Source organism: Microbispora rosea (assembly GCF_044460045.1).
Classification (GTDB): Bacteria; Actinomycetota; Actinomycetes; order Streptosporangiales; family Streptosporangiaceae; genus Microbispora; species Microbispora rosea.
Map to the genome: position 1 here is coordinate 384,255 of NZ_JBITJO010000003.1, position 19,809 is coordinate 404,063.

At 71.0% G+C, this 19,809-nt stretch carries 13 protein-coding genes; 4 read left to right on the forward strand and 9 right to left on the reverse strand.

The genetic code is table 11. The features are described 5' to 3' along the window. Window positions 1-46: 46 nt before the first annotated feature. Window positions 47-1,732 (reverse strand): aa3-type cytochrome oxidase subunit I, encoded by a 1,686-nt coding sequence (ctaD, locus tag ACIBK1_RS14165; RefSeq protein ID WP_396734899.1) that lies wholly within the window; start codon window positions 1,730-1,732, stop codon window positions 47-49. A gap of 122 nt (window positions 1,733-1,854) precedes the next feature. Here ctaD and ACIBK1_RS14170 point away from each other — a divergent pair, with 122 nt between their 5' ends. Further along, window positions 1,855-2,220 carry a thioredoxin family protein gene (locus ACIBK1_RS14170; protein WP_396734902.1) on the forward strand — a complete coding sequence of 122 codons (366 nt, stop codon included), beginning with the start codon at window positions 1,855-1,857 and terminating at the stop codon, window positions 2,218-2,220. 110 nt (window positions 2,221-2,330) lie between these two features. On the opposite strand, the gene ACIBK1_RS14175 is transcribed toward ACIBK1_RS14170, so the two are convergent. Then, entirely contained in the window at window positions 2,331-3,683 is a 1,353-nt protein-coding gene (locus ACIBK1_RS14175; RefSeq protein ID WP_051761510.1) for a class II 3-deoxy-7-phosphoheptulonate synthase, read from the reverse strand. 11 nt (window positions 3,684-3,694) lie between these two features. After that, window positions 3,695-4,942, reverse strand: coding sequence for an FAD-dependent oxidoreductase (locus ACIBK1_RS14180; RefSeq protein ID WP_036405669.1), 1,248 nt, complete (start codon window positions 4,940-4,942; stop codon window positions 3,695-3,697). A 118-nt stretch (window positions 4,943-5,060) separates the two neighbouring features. Here ACIBK1_RS14180 and ACIBK1_RS14185 point away from each other — a divergent pair, with 118 nt between their 5' ends. Next, the gene (locus ACIBK1_RS14185) at window positions 5,061-5,228 is read left to right on the forward strand and encodes a hypothetical protein (RefSeq protein ID WP_156080843.1); all 168 of its coding nucleotides are present in this window, start codon (window positions 5,061-5,063) and stop codon (window positions 5,226-5,228) included. Window positions 5,229-5,230: 2 nt separating this feature from the next. Here ACIBK1_RS14185 and ACIBK1_RS14190 read toward each other — a convergent pair whose 3' ends face one another. The 6 genes from ACIBK1_RS14190 to ACIBK1_RS14215 form a co-directional block, all read right to left on the reverse strand. Beyond that, window positions 5,231-6,235 carry a phosphotransferase family protein gene (locus ACIBK1_RS14190; RefSeq protein ID WP_030507022.1) on the reverse strand — a complete coding sequence of 335 codons (1,005 nt, stop codon included), beginning with the start codon at window positions 6,233-6,235 and terminating at the stop codon, window positions 5,231-5,233. Then, entirely contained in the window at window positions 6,236-7,132 is an 897-nt protein-coding gene (locus ACIBK1_RS14195) for an aldose 1-epimerase family protein (protein ID WP_030507021.1), read from the reverse strand. Window positions 7,133-7,622: 490 nt separating this feature from the next. Next, window positions 7,623-8,945: a GH1 family beta-glucosidase gene (locus ACIBK1_RS14200; protein WP_231513807.1), complete on the reverse strand. Its 1,323-nt coding sequence runs from the start codon at window positions 8,943-8,945 to the stop codon at window positions 7,623-7,625. Window positions 8,946-8,949: 4 nt separating this feature from the next. Next, window positions 8,950-10,212: a 2-oxo acid dehydrogenase subunit E2 gene (locus ACIBK1_RS14205; RefSeq protein ID WP_396734908.1), complete on the reverse strand. Its 1,263-nt coding sequence runs from the start codon at window positions 10,210-10,212 to the stop codon at window positions 8,950-8,952. Beyond that, window positions 10,209-11,186, reverse strand: a complete 978-nt coding sequence (locus ACIBK1_RS14210; RefSeq protein WP_363537029.1) for an alpha-ketoacid dehydrogenase subunit beta — start codon at window positions 11,184-11,186, stop codon at window positions 10,209-10,211. The genes ACIBK1_RS14205 and ACIBK1_RS14210 overlap by 4 nt, the downstream gene beginning before the upstream one ends. Beyond that, window positions 11,183-12,181 carry a thiamine pyrophosphate-dependent dehydrogenase E1 component subunit alpha gene (locus ACIBK1_RS14215; RefSeq protein WP_396734912.1) on the reverse strand — a complete coding sequence of 333 codons (999 nt, stop codon included), beginning with the start codon at window positions 12,179-12,181 and terminating at the stop codon, window positions 11,183-11,185. The genes ACIBK1_RS14210 and ACIBK1_RS14215 overlap by 4 nt, the downstream gene beginning before the upstream one ends. A gap of 492 nt (window positions 12,182-12,673) precedes the next feature. Between ACIBK1_RS14215 and ACIBK1_RS14220 the strand changes: the two genes are divergently transcribed. Together ACIBK1_RS14220 and ACIBK1_RS14225 are read left to right on the forward strand one after the other, a co-directional pair. Then, window positions 12,674-18,247: an amino acid adenylation domain-containing protein gene (locus ACIBK1_RS14220; protein ID WP_396734915.1), complete on the forward strand. Its 5,574-nt coding sequence runs from the start codon at window positions 12,674-12,676 to the stop codon at window positions 18,245-18,247. Further along, complete coding sequence (locus ACIBK1_RS14225) at window positions 18,244-19,809, forward strand: class I adenylate-forming enzyme family protein (protein ID WP_396734918.1); 1,566 nt, start codon at window positions 18,244-18,246, stop codon at window positions 19,807-19,809. Before ACIBK1_RS14220 ends, ACIBK1_RS14225 begins: the two co-directional genes overlap by 4 nt.

Here is a 19,809-nt window from a genome sequence, read left to right on the forward strand (position 1 = left end):
CCCGCACGCGAAGGGGCCCCCGGCGACGGGGGCCCCTTTTCGACGGTCAGGCGTTGGGATCGACGAAGTCGCGCTTGGTCGCCGGCGGTTCGCCCGGCTTGCCGCCGAGACGCGGATAACGCAGGTCGAAGGCGGGCCGCTCGGAGCGGATCGGCGGAATCGACACGAAGTTGTGGCGCGGCGGCGGGCAGGACGTCGCCCACTCCAGCGAGTTGGCGTGCCCCCACGGGTCGTCCACCGTCACCTTCTCCCCGTGCCGCACGGTCCACCAGATGTTGTAGAGGAACGGCAGGGTGGACAGCCCGAGCAGGAACGCCCCGAGGCTCGACACCTGGTGCATCCAGGTGAAGCCGTCGGCGGCCGCGTAGTCGCCGTACCGGCGCGGCATGCCCTGCACGCCGAGCCAGTGCTGGATGAGGAACGTCATGTGGAACCCGATGAACAGCATCCAGAAGTGGATCTTCCCGAGCGGCTCGTTCAACATCCGGCCGGTCAGCTTCGGCCACCAGAAGTAGAAGCCGGAGAACATCGCGAACACCACCGTGCCGAACACCACGTAGTGGAAGTGGGCGACCACGAAGTAGGTGTCGGTCACATGGAAGTCCAGCGGCGGCGACGCAAGGATCACCCCGGTCAGCCCACCGAACAGGAACGTCACGAGGAAGCCCACGGCCCACAGCATCGGCGTCTCGAAGGTGAGACTGCCCCGCCACATCGTGCCCGTCCAGTTGAAGAACTTCACCCCCGTGGGCACGGCGATCAGGAACGACATCAGCGAGAAGAACGGCAGCAGCACCCGGCCGGTGGCGAACATGTGGTGCGCCCACACGGTGACCGACAGCGCCGTGATCGCGATCGTCGCGCCGATCATCCCGACGTACCCGAACAGCGGCTTGCGGCTGAAGACCGGGATCACCTCGGTGATGATGCCGAAGAACGGCAGCGCGATGATGTAGACCTCCGGATGGCCGAAGAACCAGAACAGGTGCTGCCACAGGAGCGGACCGCCGGTCTGCGGGTCATAGATGTGCGCGCCGACCTTCCGGTCGAGTTCCAGCGCCAGCAGCGCGGCGGCGAGCACCGGGAAGGCCAGCAGCACGAGGATCGAGGTGAAGAACACGTTCCACGTGAAGATCGGCATCCGGAACATCGTCATGCCCGGGGCGCGCATGCACATGATCGTCGTGATGAAGTTGACCGAGCCGAGGATCGTCCCGACGCCGGACAGCGCCAGGCCCATCACCCACAGGTCCCCGCCGAGCTGCGGGGTGAAGGTCGCGCGCGCCAGCGGCGTGTAGGACGTCCAGCCGAACGCCGGCGCCCCGCCGGTCACCGTCGATCCGAGGACCATCAGGCCGCCGAAGAGGAACAGCCAGTAGCTCGCCATGTTCAGCCTCGGGAACGCCACGTCCGGAGCGCCGATCTGCAGCGGCATGATCGCGTTGGCGAACCCCGCGAACAAGGGCGTCGCGAAGAACAGCAGCATGATGGTGCCGTGCAGCGTGAACAGCTCGTTGTACTGCTGCAACGTGACGAACTGCATGCCGGGATCGAAGAGCTCCGCCCGGATGACCATGGCCTGCAGGCCGCCGATCAGGAAGAACAGGAACGTGGTGATCAGATAGAGGTTGCCGATCACCTTGTGGTCCGTGCTCGACAACCATGAGGCGATCCGGGCGCCGGTGCCCCTCTGGGCCGTCAGGTCGCTCGGCCGTGCGGCATGAGTCGTCATCCGGGTGCTCCTTCTACGTCAAGGAGGTCTCCTGCCCAATCACACGAGGCTCATCGGGAAATGGAATGCTGGGATTGTCCGGCTGGTTATGCCCGCTGAAGACCGAGCGAAAGGAGTCGCCCGTGGCGACCATCGAGGTAACCGAGAAGAACTTCAACGACATCGCCGACAACGGCATCGTACTGCTCGATTTCTGGGCATCCTGGTGTGGCCCCTGCCGCTCCTTCGCACCGATCTTCGAAAAGGCGTCCGAGGAGCACGAGGACATCACGTTCGGCAAGATCGACACTGAGGCGCAGCCGGCCCTGTCGGAGGGCTTCGAGATCACCGCGATTCCTACGATCATGGCGATCCGTGACGGCATCGTGGTGTTCGCCCAGCCGGGCGCCCTTCCCGCGCCCGCGCTCGAGGACCTGATCGGGCAGCTGCGCGCACTCGACATGGACGCCATCCGCGCCCAGATCGAGGCGGAGGCCAAGAACTCCTGAGGCCCCGGGCCGCGCGCCCGGAAACGGAAACCGCCGTCACCCCGTCCGAGTGATCGGAGGGCGACGGCGGATTCAGACGAGCGGTGACGGGCGGGCCGGCCCGGTGCCGGTCAGCTCGACCGGTACAGCTCCGCGACGCGGAAGGCGAGGTCGAGCGACTGACCGCGGTTGAGGCGGGGGTCGCAGGCGGTCTCGTACCGCAGCGCCAGGTCCTCCTCCACGATCGCGTGCCCGCCGCCCACGCACTCGGTGACGTCGTCGCCGGTGAACTCGATGTGGATGCCGCCGGGGTGGGTGCCGAGCGCGTGGTGCACCTCGAAGAACCCCGCGACCTCGTCCAGCACGTCGTCGAGGCGGCGGGTCTTGTGCCCGCTCGGCGCCTCGAAGGTGTTGCCGTGCATCGGGTCGCAGATCCATGCCACGGTCGCGCCGCTGGCGTTGACCTTCTCCACCAGCGTCGGCAGCGCGTCGCGGACCTTGCCGGCGCCCATCCGGGTGATGAAGGTGAGCCGCCCCGGCTCGTTGTCGGGGTTGAGCTTGTCGATCAGCGCGAGGGCCTCTTCCGGAGAGGTCGTCGGGCCGAGCTTCACGCCGATCGGGTTGCGGATGCGGCTGAAGAACTCGACGTGCGCCCCGTCGAGCTGCCGGGTGCGCTCGCCGATCCACACCATGTGCGCCGACACGTCGTACGGCAGGCCCGTGCGCGAGTCGATCCGGGTGAGCGCCCGGTCGTAGTCGAGGATCAGGGCCTCGTGGGAGGAGTAGAACTCCACGGTGTGGAACTCCTCCGGGTCCGCCCCGCAGGCCCGCATGAACGAGAGCGCCTGGTCGATCTCCCGCGCGAGCTGCTCGTAGCGCCGCCCCGCCGGGGACTCCGCGACGAAGTCCTGGTTCCACGCGTGGACCTGGCGCAGGTCGGCGTAGCCGCCCTTGGTGAAGGCCCGCGCGAGGTTCAGCGTGACGGCGGAGGAGTGGTAGGCGCGCAGCAGCCGGTTGGGGTCGGGGCGGCGGGCCTCGGCGGTGAAGTCGAAGCCGTTGACCATGTCGCCCCGGTAGGCCGGCAGCTCCACGCCGTCGCGGGTCTCCATGGGCTTGGACCGCGGCTTCGCGAACTGCCCGGCGAGCCTGCCGATCTTGATGACCGGCACGCGGCCGGCGTAGGTCAGCACGATCGCCATCTGCAGCAGCGTCTTGAGCTTGTTGCGCACGTTCTCGGCCGTCGCGCCCGCGAAGGTCTCGGCGCAGTCGCCGCCCTGCAGGACGAACGCCTCCCCGCGCGCCACGGCGGCCAAGCTCTCCTTGAGCTGGTCGCACTCGCCGGCGAACACGAGCGGAGGCAGGGACGCCAGCTCCGCGACGACCTTGTCCAGCTCGCCGCGGTCCGGCCAGTCCGGCTGCTGGGCCGCGGGCAGGTCACGCCAGGTGTCCAGGGCACGCGAGGTGTCGGGATTCGATGCGCTCACGGTCACCAAGGTTATTGCACCGCGTCCTGTGCGGCCCCCTCCCTGTCCACTTGCTGAGATCTTTTTTCTTGACCGGTAAGCCGCACATGCTCGGGCAGCACGCCGAGCCCGATGAACCGGGCCACCAGCGAGCGCACCACCGGCACGCGGGTGAGGGCGGGGATCCGCATCACGGGACCGGCGAGCGCCGGCCGGATGAGGCGTGCCTGCACCACCCGCTGCACGGTCTGCACGACGGCCGTGGGGACCCTCCTGCGGCGCTCGACCTTGGCGAGCAGCGCCGCGGGGGCCCGGCCGCGCAGCAGGGCCGGCCCGACGATGTTGGCGGTGGCGACCGCGTCCTGCACCGCGAGGTTGATCCCGACGCCGAAGATCGGCGACATCGCGTGGGCCGCGTCGCCGATGGCCAGCAGCCCCGGCAGGTGCCAGCGCGTGAGCCGGTTCACCTCGACGCTGAGCACGCCGGTCTCGTCGAAGCCGTGCAGGTCGCGGGTCCTGCCGCTGAGGAAGGGCAGCAGCCGTTCCACCTCGTGGCGCAGCTCGTCGACGCCCTTCGCCTCGAGCGCGGTGAAGCCGCCCTTGGGGATGACGTAAGCGAGCTGCCAGTGGGTCTTCCTGTTGATGGCGACCATGAGCCGGCCGGTCGACGCCCGCAGGAACGGCTGATCGGGATCGCCCTCGGCGCGCGGCAGCCGGAACCAGACGACGTCCATCGGGGCGCCGAACCGCTTCGGCGCCAGCCCGGCCGCCCGCCGCATCTCGGAGTGCCGGCCGTCGGCGGCGACCGTGAGCACGGCCCGTATCTCGTGCTCCTCGCCCCGCTCGTCGCGGTAGCGCACCCCGCGGATCGCGCCGTCGTGCCGTACGAGGTCGACGACCTTGGCGTTCATCAGGAGGTGGAAGTTGGGATACGCGCCCGCCTCACGGGTGAGGAGGTCGAGGAAGTCCCACTGCGGGACGAAGGCGATGTACCGGTACCTGCCCCGCAGGCGCCGCAGGTCGGCGATGGCCACCTCGCCGTCGTCGGTCCGTACGGACATCGTGTACGCCTTATGGTGCGGCAGCCGGTGGAACTCCTCGGCCAGGCCGATCTCGCTCAGGACCTGGAGGGTCGAGGGATGGATCGTGTCACCGCGGAAGTCGCGCAGGAAGTCCGCGTGCTTCTCCAGCAGAGTGACATCGACGCCCGCGCGGGCCAGGAGCAGCGCGAGCATGGCCCCCGCGGGCCCGCCGCCCGCGATCACACATGTCGTCTCCATAATTCATCACCCGCTGAAATTGTCTCACGCGGGAGGCCGGGTCGCCAGAGTGGGCCTACCGGAGCGCGTGCGGGACCGCTATTTTGTGATCAATGGAGTCGGCCTTCTGGAGTTCGCTGTGAGTGCTCGTGTCAGTCACCTGGGTCGCGTCGCGGCCGGGGCGATGGTCCTGTCCCTCGTGGCGTCGCTGACCGTCGGGGCGCCCGCGGCCCTCGCCGCGACCGGCGACTCCGAGCCGCACACCGGCAACGGGTGCGGCTCGCAGTCCCTCACGCTGGAGGCGTGACCTCAGACGTGCGCGTGGTTGCGGGACCCCGCGCGCAGCACGTCCAGGCAGGCGACCAGTGACCTCGTGGTGATGTCCCGGGTGCGGGCGTAGGCCTCCTCCGGATACTGCCGCGGGCCGTCCTCCACCAGCATGATCAGGTAGAGGTAGACCCGATAGAGGGTGATCCGGACGCGCGCGGCCTGGTCCAGCCGCACGGGGCCGGCCTCCTGCCGGTAACCCATGAGCATCGGGTCGTCCTCGCGCAGCTCGTCGAAGATCGTGGGGGTGACGAAGTCGGCGAGCGGGTCGCCCCAGAACGCCCTCTCATGGTCGATGAGCGCCTGGACGCGCTTGTCGCCGTCCAGGAACACGTTGCCCGGCCACATGTCGAAGTGCACCAATGACGGCGTGGTGACCTGGTCGAGGACGTGCGCGTTCATGTGCACGAGCCCGACGATCTCCACGATCGTGGCGGGGAGCGGGGTGTTGTAGTAGACCGCGTCGTCGAGCAGCGCGCCGACCATGACGAGGAACGCCTCCCGCCAGGTCCGGCCGGTCAGCCCGGCGTACGGGTAGCCGAAGACGTCCGTGCCCGGGATGGTGTGCAGGCGGGCGAGATGGCGGCCCAGTTCGAACCGGAGCGCGCTCTCCTCCGCGGGGCTGAGCGTCGTCCGGTTCCACGGCGCCCCGCCGAGCGCGGACAGGATGAGATAGTCGCCGCCCAGCAGCGGGTCGTCGAACGACGCCTTGAGCAGGGCGGGCATCGGCAGCCCCACGGGTTCGGCGAGGTGGTAGACCATCGCCTCGGTGCGCAGGAGGTGGCGCTCGTAGGACAGCAGCCGCAGGTCGGGCGGCGGGCCGAGCTTGAGCACCACCTGACGTCCGTCGTCGAGGCCGAGCCGCCAGACGGCGTTCGCGTAGCCGTCGGTGAGCTCCTCCGACGAGGTCACCCCGCAGCCCAGCGCGTCGCGGGTGATCTCGTCGAGTTGGGCGGGGGACAACCGCCTCTTCGTCCTGCTGTCCATTCAGCCTTCCAATGACGCAGTGGTGACCGCGATGGTCCACGTGGCCTCGTGCTTGTCCCCCGGCTGCAAAACGATCAGGTCCGTGCCCGAGTTGAACGCGTCGGGCGGACAGGTCATCGGCTCCACGGCCAGCCCCCGGTGGCCGAGCCCCGTGCCGGTGCAGACCTGGACCCACGGCAGCACCGCGGGGTCCCAGGTGATCTCCACTCCGCCCTCGGGCCCCAGTGCGCGCACGCGTCCCTCCGTCACGCCCGTGAAGGCGTGGTCGACGGCGGTGTCCCCGATCACGTGCGGCGTCCTGAAGTCGTAGGGCGTTCCCGCGACCTCCACCAGGTCGGTGGGGGCGAGCAGGTCGTCGGTGAGCAGCACCTGCCCGGCCGGCAGGGAGAGCTCGTATGCGGTGACGTCGGGCCCGGCCAGCAGCCACGGGTGCGGTCCGCAGCCGTACGGCGCGGCGGTCTCGCCCACGTTCTGCGCCGTCAGCGTGGTCGACAGGCCCTCCTCGGACAGCGAGTGCCGCACCTCCAGGGCGATCCGGTGCGGATAGCCCTCGGTGGGCTCCACGACGTGCGTCAGCCGCACGTGGCCGTGGTGGTCCTCGACCGACAGCAGCTCCGCGCACTTCCAGTCGAGCCCGGAGACGAGACCGTGCAGGGCGTGGCCGCGGTCGGGCTCGTTGACCGGCAGGTGGCGGCGCTGCCCCTCGAAGACGTACGTGCCGCCGACCACGCGGTTCGGCCACGGGGCCAGGACGGTGCCGCTGTAATAGGGGACCGGCCCGCCCTCCGGCCAGCTCGTCACCAGATCGCGGCCCTCGTGGCGCAGCACCCGGAGCGCGCCGCCCCGCTCGCTGATCGTGGCCTGGTATCCGCCGGCGGCAATCGTGTAATCGGGCACGGGGGAGTCCTCTCGCTGACGCGACGTCAAGAAGCGGGTCATCTGACGGTATGCAGGGACTTTATCCCAGCTCATCGCGCTTGATCCAAGCGGGGTGGGAGGAGAGTGGGAGCGCTCCCACTTCGGGTAAAGCTAAGTCTTTTCGGCTGACGCGTCAACTTATTCGCGGGATTATCGCGTAGATCGGTATAACGGCACCGATTTGCCGCACGCCGGTCCTTGCGTGCACGTGCATGGGCGATCGCCCACCATTGCGCGCTGAAAGTTTCAGCAATTCCGGGCAGCCGTCATCGCACCACCGCACTCCATTGGGACGGAATGGGGTGCCGTGCGTCGCTCCCAGGCCGAGTCCGGCCATGGGTGCGGCCCGGTGCGCGGCGCGAGATCGCCTCGCTCACCGGGCCTGCTCGCCGAGCCTTTTATCGGGTGCTGTTTATCGGCTGCTGTTCATCGGGTGTCGCTCATTCGAATAGCGCGGCCCGCGTGGGTGTCAGCGCAGCTCGCCGCTCTTCACGACGTCGCGGTACCAGAACGCGCTGTCCTTGGGAGTGCGCTGCTGGGTCGTGTAGTCCACGTGCACGATGCCGAACCGCTGGCTGTATCCCTCGGCCCACTCGAAGTTGTCCAGCAGCGACCACACGTGATAGCCCTCGACCTGCGCGCCGGCCTCCATGGCGCGGTGCATCGCGCTCAGGTGGTCGCGCAGGTAGGCGATCCGGCGGTCGTCGCGCACGCGGCCGTCGGCGTCGACTCCGTCCACGACGGCCAGGCCGTTCTCGGTGACGATCATCGGGACCCCGGGGTAGTCCCGCTGCACCCGGACGAGGATGTCGTGCAGGCCCTCGGGGTAGATCTCCAGCCACTCGGCCTGGGCCCGCTCGTGCCGGAAGACCCGCTCGCCCTTGCCGTCCACGAAGACCGGGGTGTAGTACTGCACGCCCAGGACGTCGATGGGCTCGCTGATGACGCCGAGGTCCCCGTCGAGGATGTGGTCGGCCATCGGGCCCCGCTCGGAGATCCAGCGCAGCGTGTCCTCGGGGTAGCGGCCCTTGAAGACGGGGTCGAGGTAGAGCCGGTTCTCCAGCCCGTCCTGGTGGTGGGCCGCCTCGCGCGCCTCCTGCGTGTCGTCGGCCGGGTAGGTCGGGTGCAGGTTGAGCGCCGGGCCGATGCGGCGTCCGGGGTGCCGCTCGTGCAGCACCCGCGAGGCGAGGCCGTGGGCGAGCAGCAGGTGGTGGCAGGCGACGAACGCGCGCGCGTCGTCCTTGAAGCCCGGCGCGTGGCTGCCGAAGCGGTATCCGCAGTCGACCACGGTCTTGGGCTCGTTGATCGTCAGCCAGTCCGTGATCTCCAGGGCGTCGAAGCAGATCTCGGCGTACTCGGCGAAGCGCTCGGCGGTGTCCCGGTTCTCCCAGCCCCCTCGGTCCTGCAGCTCCTGCGGCAGGTCCCAGTGGAAGAGCGTGGCCATCGGCCGGACGCCGCGTTCGGCCAGCCCGTCCACGAGCCGGCGGTAGAAGTCGAGGCCCTTCTGGTTGGGCTTGCCCGAGCCGGTCGGCTGGATCCGCGGCCAGGCGATGGAGAAGCGGTAGCTGCCCAGGCCCAGATCGGCGATCAGGTCGAGGTCCTCGTTGTAGCGGTGGTAGTGGTCGGCGGCGTGCTCTCCGCTGTCGCCGTCGCGTACGTTGCCGGGGACCGCGCAGAACGTGTCCCACACCGAGGGCCCGCGACCGTCCTCCGTCGTCGCGCCCTCGATCTGATACGCCGCGGTGGACGCCCCCCAGACGAAGTCGGCCGGAAACCGTGCGGGTGAGTTCATGGCTTCATCCATTCTCGGTGAGGAAACGCGCGGGTGATTCGAGCGCCGTGCGGAGTTCGCCGAGGAACTCCGCGGCATCGCGACCGTTGATGTAACGGTGGTCGTATGCGAGGCCTACTGTGGCGGTCTTGCGTACGGCGAAGCCTGGACCGTCCTGGACGACCTCCGTGCGCGGCGCGGTCAGCGACAGCGCGCACGTCTGGCCGGGGAAGACGATCGGGACGGCGAACACGATGCCGTCGTGCGTGTGCAGGGTGAGCGTGATCGCGCCCCCCTGGAGGTCGCGTTCCCGGAACGACCCGGTGAGCGCCGTCTTGCGGAAGCCGACCAGGTCGCCGGCGATCTCGGCCAGCGGCCGGTTGCCCACGTCGCGGACGACCGGGATGAACAACCCTCGGCCCACGTCGACCGTCACGCCCACGTCGGCGGTGGCGGCCCTTCTCGCCCGCGGGCCGGGGCCGGGCTCCGCGAAGAACATCGGGAAGCGGTCGAGCAGCCCGCCGGCCGCCTTCACCACCATCTCGGGCAGGCCGACGAGGGTGCGCAGCCGGCGGGTGAGGTCGCGGGCGAGCGACAGGACCTCGGTCACGTCGACGTTCATCGCCGTGAAGGCCGCCGGGATCTCGCGCCGGGACCGCTCGACGACCTCGGCCGTCCGCTGCTGCGCCCGCGACAGCGTGATCCACTGCGCGTCGTCGTCCCCTGCTGTGGCGTCGTCCCCTGCTGTGGCGTCGTCCCCTGCTGTGGCGTCGTCCTCCGCTGTGGCGTCGTTCCCCGCTGTGGCGTCGTCCGCGACGGCGGGGGAGGGCTCCTGCGCGCCGAGCAGTTCCTCGACGTCGGTCCGCCTGATCACCTTGCGCCCCAGGGCGTACACCCGCTCCATGGCGATGCCGTGCGCCTCGATCAGTTCGCGCGCGGGGGCCGTCACGATCACGCCGGAGACGTCGCCGGGCGGCGTCGAGGCCTGCGGCTCGCCCGGGTTCCCGCCCGAGCCGGCGCCCGGGGTCTCCGCGCTCTCCGCGGGCGGCTCGTCCGCGCTCGCGAGCAGCCGGGCGATCACCTGCCCCGGCTCGCACTCGGCCCCCTCGGCGAGCAGCCGCCGCAGGACGCCGTCCGCCGGGGCCTCGACCTCCTCGGTCGCCTTGGACGTCTCCAGCAGCACGATCGGATCGCCGTCCCGCACCTCCTGCCCGTCCTCGGCCAGCCACTCGACCAGGACGTACGACGTGTCGTTGTTGTTGAGCTTGGGCACCCGGAACTCGGTCACGAGAGCGCCTCCCTCACCGCGGCCCGGATGCTGTCGGCCTGCACGAGCACCTCGCGTTCCAGATGGGGCGCGGCGGGGATCACCCCGTCGGCCGAGTTGATCAACGTGATCGGGCGGCGCAGGCGGTCCCACAGGCGCGGGTAGAGCGCCGTGGCCACCTCGGCCGCCCAGGTGCCGCCCTCTGCGCCGTCGTCCACGACGCAGACGTGCGCCGCGGCCTCCAGCCCCGGCAGCCGCGGCACGGGGTAGAGCTGGGCGGGCACCAGCAGCTCGCAGACCAGTTCGTCCTCCAGGAGGAGCGCCCGCATGGCGTCGAGCGTCCGGTGGACGAGCCCGCCGTGGGTGACCAGCGTGCAGTCGGGCCGCCCCGCGCCGTCGAGGTGCACCCGCGCCACGTCGTCCACCAGCTCGAACCGGAACAGGTCGTCCGTGCGGTACATCTGCCGCGTGTAGAGGACCTTGTCCTCGAAGAACAGGCAGGGCCGCCCGAGCCCGAACATCCGGGCGAACAGCTCGCCCGCGTCGTGGAACGGCGTCATCTCGAACAGGGACAGCCCCGGCACGCCGATGAAGTGCTTCTGCGGGTTCTGGCTGTGGGTCGGGCCGTAGCCGCGGTTGCCGCCGGTGGGGCAGCGCACGACGAGCGGCACCGGCACGGGCCTGCCGTACATGGAGGTGGACTTGGCGGCGAAGTTCGTGATCTGGTCGAAGGCCAGCGCCACGAAGTCGGCGAACATGATCTCGACGATGGCCTTGTCGCCGGCGAGGGCCAGCCCGGCCCCGACCCCGGCGATCGCGCCCTCGCTCAGCGGCGTGGACCTCACCCGGGAGCCGAACCGGCTGGACAGTCCGCGGGTGACCTTGAACGCGCCGCCGTACGGGTCGCTGACGTCCTCGCCGAGCAGGTGGACCGAGGGGTCGGACTCCATGAGATCGTGCAGCGCCTGGTTGAGGTGCTCGGAGACCCTGGTCACGCCGCTCCCCCCGGCCGGGCGTGGGGGCGGGCGGAGACCTCCGCGACCACGCGCTCGACGAGTTCTCGCTGCTCCCGGTCGATCCGGGCGAACCGCTCGGGATCGGCCTCGGCGTACCGGTCGTACCAGTCGGACTCCGCGGCCCGGCGGATCTCCTCCGGCGGGCGGGTGTCGTCGCCCTTGCTGTGCGGTCCGAGGCGGTGGGTGGCGAACTCGACCACCAGCGGGGACGGCTCGGCCCGCACGGCGTCGACCAGCGGGGCGAGCGCCTGCCTGATCTCGCCGACGTCGGTGGAGCCGACGTGGTGGTGCCGGACCCCGAAGGCCGCCGCCCGGGCGGCGATCGTGCCCGCCATCTGCGCGGACGTGGGGGTCGACTGGGCGATGCCGTTGTGCTCGACCACGACGAGCAGCGGCACCCGCCAGAGGGACGCCATGTTCAGCGCTTCGTAGACGGCGCCCTCGCCCCAGGTGCCGTCACCGATGTACGCGCAGGCGAGCGCTCCCGTGCCGGCAAGTTTCAGGGCCACCCCGGTCGCCACGGGCAGGCTCTCGCCCTGCACCCCCGTCGACAGGAAACGCCGGTGGTAGATGTGCTGGCTGCCGCCGACGCCCCCGCACAGCGCGCCCTCCCGCCCCATGATCTCGGCGAGCAGGCCGTGCGGGTCGGGATGGCGGGCGAGGAAGTGGCCGTGCCCCCGGTGGTTGCTGAACACGAAGTCGTCGTCGCGGAGCAGGGCCGACAGCGTGACCGGGATGTACTCCTGCCCGAGGCAGGTGTGGGTGGTGCCGCTCAGCACGCCCTGCTCGAACAGGCCGAGCAGGGCGCGTTCGAAGTGCCGGATGAGCAGGAGTGAGCGGAGGTCCGCGTCGTTGAGAGCATGCCGCGGGCTCCGGGACGGTGCAGCGGTGACGATCACAGGTGGTCGGCTCCTGGTGCGTCTCTGGTCGAGGGCGCGCTCGACGGCGGGCCCCGCTGCCAGGGAAAGGAGCACCGCGGCATCCATCACAGGAGCAGCAGCATCCATTGACAGGAGCGCCAGCACCCATCGACAGGAGCAACCTGCCTGGGAGCGCTCCCACGGAGCGTAAGTGCGGTAAGGGGCCGTGTCAATCCCTGGCCATACGGCTAATTTGGGAGATTACGACCGCATTGTCCGTGATCTGCGGCAATATCCTCACATTCCCCGTCTTGGGGCTAATAACGGACAGAAACTTCCATGACTCTTGACGAACGAAAGCCGTGATCCCTAGCCTCCACTGCCGTGGGAGCGTTCCCACTACTGCGTCCGAAATTGGGGGTTAACGGCGCGAGCGGCATGGATTCGCGCCGCCCCAGGCACCAGTATGGAAGCTCTCCGGCGGTGATTCCGTCGCCGGACCGTTGGTCGTCCGCGTCTTCGCATCGAATCGCCGGCGTCCGGGGCGCAGAGCGCACAAAGGAATGCCATGTTCTTAATACAAAATTCAACAGAGGTGCCGGCGTCGTGACCCGGACCGGCCTCTCACCGGCCAAGCAGGCGCTGCTGGCGCAGCGCCTCAGGGCCGGGAAAGCCGCGAGGGTCACCGTGCCGCCGCGGCCGGTAGGCACCCACCCACCGCTTTCACACGCGCAGGAGCGCCTGTGGTTCCTGGAGCAGTACGCCCCGGGCACCACCGCCTACACCGTCGCCTTCGCCGTCCGGCTCGACGGCGGTGAGATCGACGACGCGGCCCTGGAGCGCGCCCTCATCGAGGTGGCCCGGCGCCACGAGAGCCTGCGTACCCGGTTCGTCACCACCGACGACGGGACGCCGGAGATCGTGCTGGACGACGAGCCCGTCGTGGAGCTGCGGCTGTCGCAATCGGACGACCCCGCCACCGTGCGGGAGGAGGTCCAGGCGGAGCTGGACCGGCCGTTCGACCTGGCGGCAGGCCCGCTGCTGCGGTTGCTCCTGGTCCGGCTCGGCGCCCGCGAGCACGTGCTGCTCCTGACCATGCACCACGCCGTCACCGACGGCTGGTCGTGCGACATCCTGATGGAGGAGCTGCTCGCCCTGCACGAGGCGTACCGGACCGGGACCGAGGCCGGTCTCGCCGACCCGCCCGTGCAGTACGGCGACTACGCGCTCTGGGAACGCGGACGGACCCACGAGGACGACATCCGTTACTGGCGGGAGCGGCTGGCCGGGCTGCCGCCGCTCGAACTGCCGACCGACCTGCCCCGCCCGCCAGAGCAGGGTTCCGCGGGGGCCGCCCACGGCATCGTGCTGGACCGCGAGCTGGCGGACGCGCTCACGGCGCTGGGCGGGGCGAACGGCGCGACGCTGTACATGACACTGCTCGCCGCCTTCCAGGTGCTCCTCGCGCGATACTCCGGCCAGGACGACTTCGCGGTGGGATCGCCCGTGTCGGGACGCGACCTGCCGGAGCTGGAGCGGGTCGTCGGGCTCTTCATCAACTCGCTGCCGATGCGGGCGGACCTGTCCGGCGACCCGACCTTCACCGAACTGCTCGGCCGGGTGCGCGAGACGGCGCTGGACGCCTACGCCCACCAGGAGCTGCCCTTCGACCGGCTGGTCGGCGAGCTCGGCGTCGAGCGCGACGTGAGCAGGTCGCCGGTGTTCCAGGTGATGTTCGCGCTGCAGAACTACCGGTCGGCCCCGCTGCGCACCCAGGGCCTGACCATGTCGGCATACCCGTTCGAGGTGACCGCCAGCCGGTTCGACCTCGCGCTCTACCTGATGGACCAGGGCGACGGCCTGCACGGCAACATCACCTACCGCACCGAGCTGTTCCGGCCGGCCACGATCGCGCGCCTGGCGGAGTGCTTCGAGCATCTGCTCAGGTCGATCGTCGCCGATCCCGATGCCCGGGTGTCCGGCCTGGAGTTGCTTCCGGCGGACGAGCGCGACCGCGTGCTCGCTTTCGCGGGAGCGGCGCCCGAGGCCGACGCGCCCGCCGCGGACGCGTTCGGCGGGGCGTCGTCGCTGCACGAGGTGATCGCCGCGCAGGCGGCCCGCACCCCGTCCGCGACCGCCGTCGTGTGCGGCGGCGAGGCGCTCACGTACGCCGAGCTGGACGCGGCGGCCGACCGGCTCGCCCGGCGGCTGCGCGGGCTCGGCGTGCGGCGCGACGACCGTGTGGCGATCTGCCTGGAGCAGTCCACCGGGCTCGCGGTCGCGGTGCTCGGCGTGCTCAAGGCGGGCGCGGCCTACCTGCCGCTCGACCCGGAGCACCCGCGCGGCCGGCTCGAATACGTCCTGGCCGACGCCGCGGCGTCGATCGTCGTGACCACCCCGGACCTGCGCGACCGGCTCCCCGATGACGTCACCGCCGTGCACCTCGCCGTGCATCCTGGGGAGGACGCGCCGGAGCCCGGTGACGCCATGGAGCCCGCGGCGCGGGGCGACCTCGCGTACGTGATCTACACCTCCGGCACCACCGGGCGGCCCAAGGGCGTCGCGGTGCAGCACCACGAGGTCCTGGTCTACCTCGCCGGGGTCCGCGAACGGCTGGGCGTGGAGCCCGGCTCGTCCTTCGCCCTGCTCCAGTCCCTGGCCTTCGACTTCGGCGTCACGGTCTTCTACCTGTGCCTGATGACCGGCGGCACGCTGCACCTGGTGCCCTCGCGCACCGCCGGTCCCGAGCTGGCGGAGATCTTCCGGCGGACCGGGATCGACTATCTCAAGATCACGCCGTCCCATCTGGCCGCGCTGCTCGCCGACGCCGGGCCCGAGGACCTGCTGCCCAGGAAGCTGCTGCTCCTCGGCGGCGAAGCGGCCCCGCGCGGCTGGGCGGCCGAGCTGGCGGCGACGGGCCGTTGCCGGGTCGTCAACCACTACGGGCCGACCGAGGCCACCGTGGGCGTGACGACCTACGACGTCGCCCGGCTGCCCGCTCCCGACGGCCCGGCGGAGGCGAGCGTGAGCCTGCCGATCGGCACGCCGCTGCCCGGGGCGCGGGCGTACGTGCTGGACGAGCGGTTGCGGCCGGTGCCGGCGGGAGTGCCCGGGGAGATCTACCTCGGTGGCGAGCGGCTGGCCCGCGGCTACCTGAACCGGCCGGGCCTGACAGCCGACCGGTTCCTCCCCGACCCGTACGGCCCGCCCGGGTCGCGCATGTACCGCACCGGCGACCTCGGCCGCTGGACCGCCTCGGGCGACCTGGAGTTCCTCGGCCGCCGCGACCTGCAGGTGAAGATCCGCGGTTACCGGGTCGAGCTCGGCGAGGTCGAGTCGGTGCTGGCCGACCATCCGGACGTGGCGCAGGCCGTGGTCGAGCCGCGCGGCGAGCAGCTCGTCGCCTACCTCGTCCCCGCCGCCGGGGAGGCCGGGGATACCGCGGCCGTGCGCGCGTGGCTGGCCGACCGGCTGCCCGCGTACATGATCCCCTCGCGGTACGCCTGGCTGGACGAGCTGCCGCTCAAGTCGCACGGCAAGGTGGACCGCTCGCGGCTGCCCGAGCCGGAGGCCGATGTGGCGGCGGCCGAATACCTCCCCCCGGCGCCCGGCGCCGAGGAGGACGTGGCCCGCGTCTGGGCGGAGGTGCTGGACGTCGAGCGCGTGGGGGCGCTTGACGACTTCTTCGCCCTGGGCGGCCACTCGCTGCTGGCGATGCGGGTCATCGCCCGGCTGCGCAAGGCGCATCCGGACCGGCAGATCACGGTGCTCGACGTGTTCAAGCACCGCACCGTTCGCGAGCTGGCCCGGCTGCTCACCGCCGAGGGGGACGTGCCGCGTTCCCTGCTGCACCGGCTCACCCCCGCCAGGACCGCCACCACCACTTTGGTGTGCGTGCCGTACGGCGGGGGCAGCGCCGTGGTCTACCAGCCGCTCGCCGACGCGCTGCCGGACGACTGGGCGCTCTACTCGGTCGCCGTGCCCGGCCACGAGCTGGGCGAACAGGCCCGGCCGTTCGACGAGGTCGTTCTCGACTGCGTGGCCGAGATCTCCGAGATCATGGACAGGAACGGCGGCTCGCTGGTGCTGTACGGCCACTGCGGCCTCGGCGTCATGCTGTCCGCCGAGATGGCCCGGAGGCTGGAGGCGGACGGCCGCACGGTGGACGCGCTGTACCTCGGCGGCGTGTTCCCCTTCGCCCGCCCCGGCCGCGGCCTGAACTGGCTCGGGGCCTTCTTCGACCGCCTCACCAGCGACCAGCAGCGGGTCAACGCCCTGACCGCGGCCGGGCTCGACGTGGAGGACCTCGGCCGGGAACAGGTCAAACTCATCGTGCAGAACCGCCGCGAAGGCACCCGCGCCGCCGAGCGGTACTTCACGCGGATCTTCGAGGAGGGCGACGGCCCGGCGCTGCGCGCGCCGGTGATCTCCGTGGTCGGCGAACGCGACCCGGCGGCCGAGTTCTACCAGGAACGTTACAAGGAGTGGCACTGCCTGTCAGAGGAGACGGCGTGCGTCGTCCTCGACGAGGCCGGGCACTTCTTCCTGCGTTATCGCAACGAGGAGCTGGCCGACATCGTCACCGGCACCCACCACGCGCTCGCCTCCGGGCGTACGGAGGGAATGGAACGGGACGAAGGCCGCACCTGGTGGCTGCAGGGCGTCTCGCGCCGGGCCCATACCTCCCTGTCCGCCGAGACCGGGGCCGAGGCGAGCGGGGCGCGGGACGGCGGGGACGGTAGGGACGATGCGGAGGGCACGCGGGTGCGCGTCGGCCCGCCGCCCAGCATGCGGCGGTTCCTCGTCGTCGCGGCCGGACAGCTCGTCTCGATGACCGGCTCCGCGCTGACCGAGTTCGCCATCCCGCTGTGGATCTACCTCACCACCGGCTCGCTCGCCAGGTTCGCGCTGTTCTCCGTGCTCGGCCTGCTGCCCGGCATGCTCGTCGCCCCGCTGGCCGGAGCCATCGTCGACCGGTTCGACCGGCGCAAGGTCATGATCGCCGGTGACGCCGCCGCCGGCGGCACCCAGCTCATGCTGGGACTGCTGCTGTGGACCGGCAACCTGCAGGTCTGGCACATCTATCCGCTGCTGGTCTGCCTGTCGGTCTCGCTCACCTTCCAACGGCTCGCGTACGGCTCGGCGATCCCGCAGCTCGTGCCCAAACGGTTCCTCGGGCACGCCAACGGCGTCGTCCAGATGGCCACCGGCACCGCGCAGCTCATCGTGCCGCTGATCGCGGTCGGGCTGATGGCGGCGATCGGGCTCGAGGGCATCCTCGTCATCGACGTGGCCAGTTACGTCGTCGCCACGCTCACCGTCGCGCTCATCCGCTTCCCGGGGACGATGGCCTGGAAGCGGCGGGAGAGCGTGCTCGCCGAGATGATGGGCGGAATCCGCCACTCCTGGGGCAACCGGGGCTTCCGCGCGATGCTGTTCTACTTCGCGGTGCTGAACATCTTCCTGTCCCCGCTGTTCATGATGATCTCGCCGCTGGTGCTGTCGTTCGGGACGCTGGCCGAGGTCGGCCGGGTGTCGTTCGCGGGCGGGCTCGGCGCCTTCCTCGGCGGCCTGGCCATGGCCGCATGGGGCGGGCCGCGCCGCAGGCGGCTGCTCGGCGTGCTGCTGTCGACGCTCGCCCTGTCGGTGTTCTGCCTGCTGACCGGGCTGCGCCCCGACCTGTTCCTCATCGCGGTCGGCGCGTTCGGCATGTCGCTGTGCCTCACCCTGCTGAACGGCGTCTACGCCACGATCATCCAGGTCAAGGTGCCGCAGCGGTTCCACGGCCGGGTCATCGCGCTGAACACGCTGATCGCCTGGTCCACCCTGCCGATCGGGTTCGGCCTGGTCGCGCCGTACGGCGCGCAGGTCTTCGAGCCGCTGCTCGCCCCCGACGGGCCGCTCGCCGGCACGGCGGGCGCCCTCCTCGGCACCGGCGCGGGCCGCGGGATCGGCTTCATGTACGCCTGCTTCGCGGTGGCGATCGCGATCATCGCGCTGGTCGCGCTGCGGATCCGGGTGCTGCGCCGGTTCGACACCGACGTGCCCGACGCCCTGCCGGACGACGTCGTCGGCTACCAGGCGCTGACCGAACGCATGGCGACCGCCCGCACGGACGCTCAGCCGGACCCGCGGACGGACGCGGGGGCGGCCCTCGAGCGCGAGAAGGAGCACGCATGACGGGAACGACGAGGACGCGGCGCGTGCCCGCGCTCACCGTGCCGGAGCTGCTGCGGCTGCGCGCGGAGCAGGAACCCGACGGCGTCGCGATGATCGTGGAGGGGCACGGGACGCTCACCTTCACCGAGTGGGACCGCAGGTCGGCGGCGCTCGCCGCCGGGCTGGCGGCCCGGGGCGTCGCCCCGGGCGACCGGGTGGCGCTGCACTTCGGCAGCCGCGACTGGATCGACTTCGCCGTGGCGTTCTTCGGGGTGCTCAAGGCGGGCGCGGTGGCCGTGCCGATGTCGGACCGGCTGGCGCCGGCCGAGCTGCGCTACATGATCGAGCACTGCGCGGCGTCGGCGGTGCTGCTCGGCCGGGACCTGACCACGCCCCCGGGGCCCGGGGAAGGCGCCGCGGAGCCGTGGACCGCGACCCCGGCGGAGCTGGAGGCCGGCTTCCAGCCGGAGACGGCGCCGGAAGGGCCGCGGGTGCGGCCCGGCGACCTGGCGCAGATCCTCTACACCTCCGGCACGACCGGGCGGCCCAAGGGGGTCGGCGCGAGCCACGCCAACCTGGCCTACGGGTGCGTCACACAGCCCAAGCACCGCAGGTTCGCCCACTCGCGCCACCTGCTGCACGCCTTCCCGATCGGCACCAACGCCGGCCAGACCATGCTGATCAACGCGCTGGACGCCCGGCCGGCCGTGCTGACCCCGGCGAGGTTCACCCCCGGTCGGTTCGCCCGGCTGATCGAGACCTACCGTCCCGGCACCGTGTTCCTGGTGCCCTCCATGGCGATCGAGCTGCTCGACGCCGGGCTGCACGAGCGGCACGACATGTCCAGCGTGGTGCTGCTCGGGTCGGCGGCGGCCGCGCTTCCCCCCGCCCTGTCGGAACGGCTGTCGGCGGCCTTCCCGAACGCGACCGTGACGAACTACTACACGTCCACCGAGGCCGCCCCCGCACAGACGATCATGATTTACGACCGGACGCGGCCGGCCGCGCTGGGGCGGCCGGCGTTCGGCGGGTCGCTGCGCGTCACGGACGAGGAGGGCGACACGCTCCCGCCCGGGGAGACCGGCGAGGTGTGGATGCGGTCGCCCACCGCCACCCGGTCCTACTACGGCGACGCCGAGGCCAGCGCCCGGTCGTTCCGCGACGGCTGGGTGCGCATGGGCGACGTCGGATACGTGGACGCCGACGGCTACCTCTACCTCGTCGACAGGGAGAGCGACGTGGTGAAGACCGGCGCGTTCAAGGTGTCCACGCTGCAGGTGGAGGCCGCGCTTCACGAGCACCCGGGGATCGCCGAGGCGGCCGTGTTCGGGCTCCCGCATCCGGTGCTGGGCTCCGTGCTGGGCGCCGCGATCGTGCCCAGGCAGGCGGGGCAGGCGGGCAGCCCGGGGCTGTCCGAGAGTGAGGTGCGCGCCTTCCTGATGGACCGGCTGGCCTGGCACGAGCTGCCCGAACGGGTCCTCGTGGTCGACAGCCTGCCCAGGAACCAGTCAGGCAAGGTCATCAAGAAGAAGCTGCCCGCGCTGCTGGGCGGCTCCGTGATCAGCACGACGGAAGGCGAGTGA

What these genes read in the sequence shown, in the direction of transcription:
- ACIBK1_RS14180 (WP_036405669.1), bottom strand. Translation starts at nt 4,942, where the DNA reads ATGGAGACGACATGTGTGATCGCGGGCGGCGGGCCCGCGGGGGCCATG.
- ACIBK1_RS14190 (WP_030507022.1), bottom strand. Translation starts at nt 6,235, where the DNA reads ATGGACAGCAGGACGAAGAGGCGGTTGTCCCCCGCCCAACTCGACGAG.
- ctaD (WP_396734899.1), bottom strand. Translation starts at nt 1,732, where the DNA reads ATGACGACTCATGCCGCACGGCCGAGCGACCTGACGGCCCAGAGGGGC.
- ACIBK1_RS14200 (WP_231513807.1), bottom strand. Translation starts at nt 8,945, where the DNA reads ATGAACTCACCCGCACGGTTTCCGGCCGACTTCGTCTGGGGGGCGTCC.
- ACIBK1_RS14225 (WP_396734918.1), top strand. Translation starts at nt 18,244, where the DNA reads ATGACGGGAACGACGAGGACGCGGCGCGTGCCCGCGCTCACCGTGCCG.